The organism is Alkalibacterium sp. MB6 (assembly GCF_009935905.1).
In the GTDB taxonomy this organism is placed as follows: Bacteria; Bacillota; Bacilli; order Lactobacillales; family Carnobacteriaceae_A; genus Alkalibacterium.
The window spans coordinates 1-9,868 of the sequence record NZ_PREX01000039.1; the positions used below are offsets into that span (position 1 = coordinate 1).

Below are 9,868 nucleotides of genomic sequence, written 5' to 3' on the forward strand. Positions count from 1 at the left end.
AAAGAAGCAGAAGATCTCTTGTCTAAAAATAATCACGAATGGATTTACCGAGATTAATTAAACGAACTGATATTAGAAAACTCTCTGTAGCAAGAGCACATTGCATCTTGCTACAGAGAGTTTTAATCTTTAAAATTCAATCACTCGCTTTGGGAAATCGTATTATTTTATTGCGAATTCAAACAAATTTGAAATTCATTTTACAATTTCTCAATTCAGAAAATATAGTTTCATACAGCCGTAATGATACTTAGTAAAATGATGTAACACTATGTCAAAAGTAAATGACCACTAAATGACACACTTTCAAATTTATAATAAGTCTATTTGATATGATAATTATAGAATTGGAGCTGAAATTATTACTATTGGTAGAACAAGATATAGAAACAACTTGGAATTTAATCATACCTTAGTTTAAAGCATGGATGTCCAATGCATTGAATTGAAAGAGGGATATATATGTTTATTGAAGATATAAAAGATAGAATCTTAAGACAGAAATATAATATCATTACTCTCCTAGTGATTTTTTTAGGTTTATTGCTTAGTTATATTATCGAGGGTGACCCTTTGGGAAATTTTGCGGGGTGGTGGTTACTCGTTGTTAGTATAATAATGCTAATCATAAGTTTAGTGACTATAATTATATCTCAAAGAAAATCGAATAAAAAAGAAGTCCTATCGAATAGTTTGTTGACGATTATATTGATAGTGTTAATATATCTACTTTACAAGACAATAATTTAACTTAAGCTCATTACAGAATGGTTAACAAGTATAAGGGTTATAGAAAGTTAACGGTTAACTTTCTGTAACCCTTATATGCTAACGTAAACAATCTAATCTTTTATTGCCAGAATTCCTTTAGATTGTTTTCTGCTACTTTTATCCACACTAACACTAGTCATACCTTCTTTCCCTAATTACGATACCGGTGATAGAGGGCCAAAAGAAGCAGAAGATCTCTTGTCTAAAAATAATCACGAATGGATTTACCGAGATTAATTAAACGAACTGATATTAGAAAACTCTCTGCAGCAAGAGCACATTGCATCTTGCTACAGAGAGTTTTAATCTTTATACTTTGATTATCAAGGTATTTGGAGAGACTATTATGAAAAAACTATCGACAACGGACATGACGCAAATCGCCCTCAGCACAGCGATGCTGTCATTGTCTGCATTCATTGCCATACCGATTGGTCCTGTACCGGTTACGCTACAAGTGTTTTTCTTTTTAATCATTCCAGCGTTATTAGGTCCATACAAAGGAACCATCGCCTTAAGTTTATATGTATTGTTAGGATTACTGGGCCTGCCTGTTTTTGCAGGGGGAAGTGGTGGTTTCCAGAGTATTCTCTCGCCATCTTTTGGTTACCTTTTAGGACAAGTCATCTTGGCCCCATTAGTCGGCTATATAGGGACAAAGAAAAAAGGGGCATCCATGATCCATCTGACAAGTTATATGGTAGCGGTAATTATGCTTCTCTATGTAGTAGGGATGAGTTACCAGTATTGGGTAATGAATACCGTTCTTTCTACACCGATAAGCTTTCAAGCCATAGTGGCTGGCAATGTCTTTGTCTTTTTACCTTTGGATATACTGAAAGCAAGTACCGCAGCCATCATTTATAATCGCATACATGTACTAATAGCAGCTTAAGCATTGATTTAAAAGGAGGAGTAACATGACTAACTGTGTCTTTTGCCAAATAGATTTAAATCCGAATCAACAGATTATTTTAGAGAATGAGCATTGTTTATTTTTGCATCTGAATCAGTCAAAGGATACTGAAGGAGTATTAGAAGGCGCAGGGGTCATCGTTCCCAGAGGACATAGGGAAACAGCATTCGATTTAACACAAGAAGAATGGACGGCAACATATAGCTTGCTGCATGAAGTAAAAAGTTACTTAGATAAAAAACACAATCCACAAGGCTACAATTTAGGTTGGAATGTAGGCGAAGTAGGTGGGCAGCACATTTTTCATGCTCATTTTCACGTGATTCCAAGGTACGACAATGAGTCTTTAGCAGGAAAAGGGTTAAGGTATTTATTTAAAAGTGAAAAAAATAGAAGAGGATAAAACAGGATGAAAGAACTCAGTATGGCACAGTTGCAGGAATATTTAAAATTAAAATATGACAACGGGCAAACCTCCACAGGCTTATTTATGAAATTAGTGGAAGAAGTAGGGGAAGTGGCTGAAGTGATTAATCAACTGGAAGGGCGGAAGGCACATACTGACACTCATTCCCTTGAGAAGGAACTAGTCGATGTCATCCATTATACTGTTGCGATTGCCAGCATCAACAATATTGATTTAAGCTCAGCGATAATAGAAAAAGACAAACAAGCGTCGGTTAAATATAACCAAACACCAGATTTAGAAACGTTTCTGTCGTAAACTTTCAACAAGGTGATGATGAGGGGGTCAGATGCGTATAGTGCAATCACATTGATGAAACGTCAACTTATCTGGTTTCATTTGCATATAATTCTACTTTAGTCCCGGCTATCAGGTCTCCCAGATGCCGTTTATCTTTTCGAAATAGCCCCATCACAACTAGTATCAGACCAAGGAATGTGCCTATATTAATAATCACTAAGGCAGTTATCGAAAAGTCAGTATACATCCCATGAATGACACCTATATGTCCTAACTGCCATGGTAAAAATTTGATAATGTTTCTTAATAAACTAAAACGAAATTTACGCCGTTTATAAATCAACTTTAACCCAACAACCTTTTTTCCGATAGATCCATGTTTGACATAATCCAAGTATGAAAATATAAGGACAATGGGAATGACAGAGGTAAATGTTGCGATAAGTTGTGATTGCAACTCTGTGTATTCAGGTACTCTATTCAACACAAAGTAAATGACCGCAAGATTAACAAGCAATAACAAAAGCAGGTAAGCAAGGATGACTAGATAGTCTATGAGTAATTGTTTTAGTCTTAAACGGTTAGGAATAGGATTCATAAAAGGCACCCCGCTTTTATCTTGTACATACAGAAGGACTAATTTGGAGTCTATTTAAGGAATAAATTATTAATAGAGGTGGTTATGTGTTTTACGAAGATATAAAAGATAAACTGATAAAACAAAAATCCAACATCATTATAGGCATTATTATGATGTTGGGTCTAGTGATTGGTTATATTATTGAGGGCGAAATTTTAGGCAACTTCATGGGTTGGTGGTTACTCGTTTTAAGCATCATTCTGTTAGTGTTAAGTGTAGGGACGATAATCAAATCATTTCGACAGGCGACTAAAAAAGAATGGCTGTCTGATAGTTTGTTGATCAATTCAAACAACGCACGCCAATCTTTCGAGATCACGTCTGCAAGTGAGCGGTTATAAAGGACAGCGGCTGGGTGATACAAAGGGAAAATAATGTAACGATCTGTTGATTTGACATAGGTGGATCGGTCGTCTGAGAGTTGAAAAATAGAGTCATTTAAAACTTGCCCATGAAACGCTGAAATAGTGTACTTATTGCCAAGCAATCGTTTCAAAGCGATATTACCCATTGGCGCAATGATTTTGGGTTTAATGTGTTGAATCTCGTAGTCGATTAAAGGGGCGTGAGCCAAGACTTCTGCTTTAGTCGGTGTCCGGTTTGGGCGACTTTCGCTGACCGTTCCGTCTTTATTTATGCGCTTCTTAATTTTATAGGGGCGACTTCTAACCACACTAGTGATGTACAAGTCTTCTCTGGATAAGCCCGCTTGTTCCAACTCGTTATCCAATTCTTTACCCGCTTGACCGGTAAAGGGGAGTTTGGTTACTAGTTCAGTCTGACCAGGCGCTTCACCGACTAGCATCGCTTTTGCTTGAGGAGAGCCATTACCTGATAAGAAGCCTTCTAATTGAAAATACTTACTATTCTTTTTGACTTCATCTAATAAGTGAGTGGGGTAATCCATCTTAAACCTCCTCAATGATTCTATAATCTCAATTTAGCATACTTTATAATGAATGATTAACTATATGCTTTCTAACCCAAAAAAGATAACCGTCTACCTTTAGATTGTAGACGGTTATCTTTTTCACTTATTTCTCGTTTAGATAATCCAACGCATAGCGAACATGAAGTTCGGTGGCAATAGCCAGTCCCCGTTCATCAATATCAAAGTTTTCGTGGTGGTGACCATACCACGTGTCGGGGTTGTCCAGATGACGTGTACCGACCCGGGCATAAACGCCAGGGGCTTCTGCCAAGAAGTCTGCAAAATCGTCTGCTCCTAAGCTTTTAGGCTGTTCTCTAATAATGTTTTCGTCACCGACAATAGCAGCGCCTACTTTGGCAGCACGGAAAGCGGGTTCGTCATGGTTTATTAAAGGAGCTGCCGCATCATAGCGGTCAAATTCAATCGTGCAACGGTGAGATTCTGCCACCCGAGTCGCGATACGTTCGACGGCTTCTAAAACAAAATGTCTCGTTTCGTGGCTAAATGTGCGGACGGTTCCTTCTAAAAAGGCCTCGTTCGCAACGATATTATACCTGGTACCGGCATTTAATACCCCGACTGCAACGACGACGGGATCAAGTGGGCTAACTTCGCGTCCCACAATACTTTGAAGTTCTACAGTGATGGACGCTGCAGCCAACACTGCGTCAATACCTTGATCTGGACGTGCGGCGTGGGCACTTTTGCCGTGGACCTTAATTTTAAAAATATCACATGAGGCATGGGAAGCACCCGCTACTGAAACAATTTTACCAACAGAAACACCAGAATCCAGATGCAATCCGAAGACTTGATCGACACCTTCGACATGGCCAGCTTGAACAAACTGACGAGCGCCTGCTCCAATTTCTTCAGCTTGTTGGAAGGCTAGTTTAATCGTTCCTTCTATATCGTTTTCTCTAGCTTTTAAAATTTTGGCAGCGCCTAGTAAGCTGGCTGTGTGACCATCGTGACCGCAAGCATGATGAAGGCCTGGGTGTTTAGATTTATATGGGACATCTTTAGCGTCGGGTAATTCCAAAGCATCAATGTCTGCTCTCAAAAGAATTGTTTTACCGGGGCCTTTTTTCCCCTGAATGACTCCAATAGCTCCCGTTTCTCCTACAGCTTCAAAAGGGATATCTAACTTGGTTAATTCTTCTTTAATGCGTTTAATGGTTTCGTATTCTTTTAAACTTGGTTCTGGGTATTGGTGGAAATGGCGTCTTAAGGCAATGACCTCTTCTGCGCCTGCTTGAACCTCTTCTTTAATGGATGGATTGGCTAGTACGTTACTCATTTGACAAAACCCTCTCTTTTATAGTTTAGGTATTCCTTTATTTCCAGGCTGGTATAGAAGCACCTTTAGACGTTTCTTCTATAACGTCTATCGTATCGTCTGCTTGGTAGGCATTTACAATACGTTGATATAGTTCATTTTCGGCATCTTCTGAACGGGATGCGATAATATTGATATAAGGATCCGACTGATCGTTGACGGGTTCAAGGTAGATAGCATCTAGTGGAGGAGTGAAGCCAGCATCCACTGCCATTCCTGAATTAATAATCGAGGCATCGACATCCTGCAAAGCTCGAGCGGTTTGTGAGGCATCCAATTCTTCAATCGTTAAATTCAATGGATTATCAGTAATATCGTTGACGGTTGGTGTGATGCCTGCCTCTTCGTCAACAGAAATGAGGCCAGCTGTTTGCAAAAGCAATAATGCCCGACCACCATTGGTGACGTCATTAGGAATAGCGACAGTCGCGTTTTCTTCTAACTCATCTACAGAAGTCAGTGTGTCAGAATAGACACCTAAAGGAGCGATGACGGTGTCTGCAATAGGAACTAAGTCAGTTCCGTTGTCGTCATTATAAGATTCCAAGAACAGCTTATGCTGGAAGGCGTTCAAATCAATTTCGCCATCATGTAAGGCGCGGTTAGGTTGAGTATAGTCGGTAAATTTTACCAACTCCACTGTAATCCCATCTTCTTCAAGTTTGTCAGTCACAAAGTCCCATACGTCTTGATCTTCGCCTACAACGCCAATTCTTACTGTCTCATCCTTACCTGCTTGAGCACCGCAAGCAGCTAATACGGTTAGTGAAAGACCTAGTCCAATCGTTAATAATCCTTTTTTTAATCCTGTCATGTTAATAATCTCCTTTAATTGTTTTTAATTGATAGTGATTAGTGACTTGTTTTTTTAACAAAATAATTACCGATAAATTGACTGATGAAGACGATGATAAGAATGGCCAGTGTGGCAACTAAGGTCACATCATCTTGGAATCGATTATAACCCCGAGCAATGGCTAAGTTTCCTAGACCACCGCCGCCAATTGCTCCAGCCATCGCTGTGAGCCCAATTAAGTTAATAATCGTAACAGAAGAGGCACGAATGATAGAAGGAAGTCCTTCTTTTAAGTAAACTCTGAAAATAATCTCCCAAGGGGTTGAACCCATTGCCTCAGCGGCTTCGATGATACCTTGGTCCACTTCAAGCAAGGCATTTTGCACTTGTCTGGAATAAAAGGGCACTGTACCAACGACGAGGGGGACGATGGCAGCAGTTGGACCAATAGTTGTTCCGACAAGTAACCGGGTAATAGGACCGATTAAAGCCAGCATGATAATGAAGGGGATCGAGCGAAAGGTATTAATGGCTCGGTCAAGGTTGTCATAGAGTCTAGGCTTCGCTAATATCCCATTCGTGTCTGTGACGACGAGTGTGACTCCTAGTAAGATGCCGAGAATGCCCGCAAATAAAGCCGTCCATCCGGTCATATAAATAGTCTCCCAAATGCTTTCAATAATTTCATCTTGAAGATTAAGGACATTTGGAAAATAAGTCTGCATAAATTCAGTCATGTTCTTTCCTCCTTATCCGACTTGCTTTTTATTAAAGGCAAAGACGGTCTGATTGTGTTGCAGCAAGCTGACGGTTACATCATGTGCTTCAAGATAAGCGATGGCTTTGTCTCTTTGTCTTTCTTCGCCTGACAAGACAACGATTAAATTTCCAATCGGTGTCTCCTGTAAAATCTCGACATTTCCATAAAGGATATTGGTCGTCACTGCAAATTGCGCATAGAGACTGGCTATTAGCGGAGAGCTTGTACTTTCACCGACGTAAGCAATAGTTGCTAAAACATCTTCTGACGTCAGGTTCAACAGAGTCGGGTGTTTGGCCAACTTGTCAAGGGCCTGGTCGATTTGGGTAGCCGTACTGATAAATTCTTTCGTCAACGGATTCTGTGCATCAGTAAAGATAGAAACCAGATCACCTTCTTCAACGACTTCTCCGTTTTCCATTACAGCCACTTTATTACAGATTTCTTTGACGACTTGCATTTCGTGAGTAATAATCGCAATGGTTAAACCTAGTTTTTGATTCAATTCTTTTAGTAACTCCAATATAGAAAGAGTGGTTTTAGGATCCAATGCACTGGTGGCTTCATCACATAACAGGACTTCTGGATCATTGGCCAATGCCCGGGCGATAGCAACCCGTTGTTTCTGACCACCTGACAGTTGTGATGGGTAAGTGTCTTTCTTATCACTTAGGCCCACCAATTCCAAAAGCTCATCGACTTTATCGTTGATTTGCTGTTTTGACAAGCCGGTTCCACGAAGGGGGTAGGCGATATTTCCAGCTACGGTTCGTGACCGCATCAAGTTAAAGTGCTGAAAGATCATGCCGATTTTCTTACGCGCCTGTCTCAACTCTTTTGGAGGAAGGTCCATAAGGTTATGGCGACCCACAATAACGTCACCCTTTGTTGGACGCTGAAGCAAGTTAATCGTTCGAACCAAGGTGCTTTTTCCTGCACCACTGTATCCAACAATCCCGTATATGTCACCAGCTTTTATGGACAAGGAAACATTCTTTACTGCCTCTATGGTTTCTTTCTTATCTGTAAATGTAACGTCGATATTTTTTAGTTCAATCATAAACCGGTCCTCCTTTAGAAAATAAAAAAACGCTCGTCAATAGATTGGTCTAAGCCAATATAAAGACGAACGTTTTGTCCGTGTTACCACTTTACTTTAAACGGGTTTCGCAACCCGCTCCTCAACAAGTACGAGGGAAGGTCCCTGATACTCTGACGCTGTAATGGGCGTACCCATGATAGCCTTATGCTTTGGCACTCGGTATCCGGCTCGAAGGTCATTTTCCACAGACTCAAGCAAACCTGTTCTCACCAATCCAGGCTCTCTGTTGTTGCTGTCTTGTCGTGTGTACTTTTCTTGTCATCGCTTTTGTGGTCGTTCAATTGTTGTATAAAAAAATCGCCCTTAAATAAAATCTGCCTCATGTTAGAGAGGAGAGTTTATTTAAGGACGAATCAAAGTCTTATCCGTGTTACCACCTTAATATGCACAAACATCACTGTTTATGCCTCAATCAGTGCACAAGTTATTAACTTGTAAACTGTGTCACTGTAACGGGTGAGCCCGTAGCAAACTTAACCGGCATAGCACGATTCATCTGCTCCACTGTAAAGACCATCTTCCGCTCATTCTTTCTTACCTGATTTCACCAGCCCAGGCTCTCTTTAAAGACTTCTTGAACGTACTCTTCTTTTCATTGTGTTTTCTCATCATATTCCAATAGTTTTGCAACTTGGTTCTTACTATACACGACCCGATAAAACGAGTCAACTCTTTTTGTGATAATTTTTTTGAACTAATAAATACGCTCCGTTAAGTCCTCAACTGTCATGCCTTCAAAAGGATCAGGAAGAGGGAGGTCGTCTGATAGAATCTGTAAAGTTAATTCGAGAGTCCACCCAACAGCATACTCAATGTGTTCAACTCGATCACTGGCATCGAACTCGGGATCAAATATAGCCGAGGTGCTTTTTAAAGACCCGTCATCCATCACTTCGACCATCGTCGGTTCTGAAAAACGCCAAAATTCGCCGTCTTGGAATTGCGTCGAAATAAAGAGGATGACTTCTTTTCCAAGTTCAGGTTGGGAGATTAAAGGATTGTCTACTTTAAGTATCCCCAACTCCGCGTTTGTTTCTGGATCTTGAGCCCAGTCCACAATGTATTGGGATTGACCCACTTCGATTATGCCCGGTTCCAACTCACCTTTTAAAACGGTAGTGACATCAAAAGGAAAGAAAGCCGTCCCTTCGTCTCCCCATGAATCAGGAACTTCTGAAGGCTCATCATTTACGTATGTTCCTTTTACTATATAGTCGGAATACTCAATTAAATCATCAATATCTTCTTCTATATAAGGTTCAATGATGATCGTTTTTCCAAAGGTATCGCCCTCAATCCATTCCGCCGTTTTGGGTGAGTCTAAAATTGACTCTTCTGGCAGGAGAGAAAGGAACCGTTCAGACACGTTTTCACCAAATGTATAAATATAATGGGTGTCTTCTGTATCCATCACTGTACCCGAAAAGCCTTCTCCTAGCCACAAAAAGAACTGTTCCGTAGAGCCGTCTTCGTATTCAATGGCCATATCATAGTAAGAAGGGGACATAGATACGATGCCAGGCTGTCTTTTTGACCCTACAATCATCTCATCAACAATGAACTGCAAATCAGATTCATCAGTCAGTTCAATAAAATAATCTGTATTCACATAGCCAGTATGAGACGAGTGAGACACACCTGCCCAAACGGGTTTTGTTCTTTCTACTTGTTCTAAAAAGTGGGGATTTCCATTGTCCATTTGTGAATAAATACGTTCTTTTTGAAGAGTTTATGAGCGCATTCTCGTGACTTTAGTCGTGAGTAAGCGATTTCGCATGTTTTTTTGTTTCTACATATGATAAAATACATGTAGAGGTGATTATGGTGCAAAAAGCACTAAAAGGAAGAGGTTACGTCTACTATATTCAGTACCATATAGTATGGTGTGTAAAGTACAGAAAGCCGAT

At 40.1% G+C, this 9,868-nt stretch carries 10 protein-coding genes and 1 other annotated feature; of the genes, 3 read left to right on the forward strand and 7 right to left on the reverse strand.

The features are described from left to right. The first annotated feature begins 1,117 nt into the window (after positions 1-1,117). From C3945_RS11235 to C3945_RS11245, 3 genes are read left to right on the forward strand one after another with little or no spacing between them, the layout of a single operon-like run. Complete coding sequence (locus C3945_RS11235; RefSeq protein ID WP_161879744.1) at positions 1,118-1,666, forward strand: biotin transporter BioY; 549 nt, start codon at positions 1,118-1,120, stop codon at positions 1,664-1,666. A 25-nt stretch (positions 1,667-1,691) separates the two neighbouring features. Further along, the gene (locus tag C3945_RS11240; protein WP_161879745.1) at positions 1,692-2,090 is read left to right on the forward strand and encodes an HIT family protein; all 399 of its coding nucleotides are present in this window, start codon (positions 1,692-1,694) and stop codon (positions 2,088-2,090) included. A 6-nt stretch (positions 2,091-2,096) separates the two neighbouring features. After that, entirely contained in the window at positions 2,097-2,411 is a 315-nt protein-coding gene (locus tag C3945_RS11245) for a MazG nucleotide pyrophosphohydrolase domain-containing protein (RefSeq protein ID WP_161879746.1), read from the forward strand. A gap of 67 nt (positions 2,412-2,478) precedes the next feature. On the opposite strand, the gene C3945_RS11250 is transcribed toward C3945_RS11245, so the two are convergent. From C3945_RS11250 to C3945_RS11280, 7 genes are all read right to left on the reverse strand, one after another. Continuing rightward, positions 2,479-2,991, reverse strand: coding sequence for an RDD family protein (locus C3945_RS11250; protein WP_161879747.1), 513 nt, complete (start codon positions 2,989-2,991; stop codon positions 2,479-2,481). Between the two features lie 175 nt (positions 2,992-3,166). Beyond that, entirely contained in the window at positions 3,167-3,940 is a 774-nt protein-coding gene (locus C3945_RS11255; RefSeq protein WP_161879748.1) for a uracil-DNA glycosylase family protein, read from the reverse strand. A 127-nt stretch (positions 3,941-4,067) separates the two neighbouring features. Beyond that, entirely contained in the window at positions 4,068-5,264 is a 1,197-nt protein-coding gene (locus C3945_RS11260; protein WP_161879749.1) for an amidohydrolase, read from the reverse strand. Positions 5,265-5,301: 37 nt separating this feature from the next. Further along, positions 5,302-6,117, reverse strand: a complete 816-nt coding sequence (locus tag C3945_RS11265; protein ID WP_161879750.1) for a MetQ/NlpA family ABC transporter substrate-binding protein — start codon at positions 6,115-6,117, stop codon at positions 5,302-5,304. Between the two features lie 38 nt (positions 6,118-6,155). After that, entirely contained in the window at positions 6,156-6,836 is a 681-nt protein-coding gene (locus C3945_RS11270; protein ID WP_161879751.1) for a methionine ABC transporter permease, read from the reverse strand. A gap of 12 nt (positions 6,837-6,848) precedes the next feature. Continuing rightward, positions 6,849-7,919 carry a methionine ABC transporter ATP-binding protein gene (locus C3945_RS11275; RefSeq protein ID WP_161879752.1) on the reverse strand — a complete coding sequence of 357 codons (1,071 nt, stop codon included), beginning with the start codon at positions 7,917-7,919 and terminating at the stop codon, positions 6,849-6,851. Between the two features lie 383 nt (positions 7,920-8,302). Then, positions 8,303-8,566: a binding site (T-box leader), on the reverse strand. Between the two features lie 89 nt (positions 8,567-8,655). Then, positions 8,656-9,660 carry a hypothetical protein gene (locus C3945_RS11280; RefSeq protein ID WP_161879753.1) on the reverse strand — a complete coding sequence of 335 codons (1,005 nt, stop codon included), beginning with the start codon at positions 9,658-9,660 and terminating at the stop codon, positions 8,656-8,658. Positions 9,661-9,868: the final 208 nt, after the last annotated feature.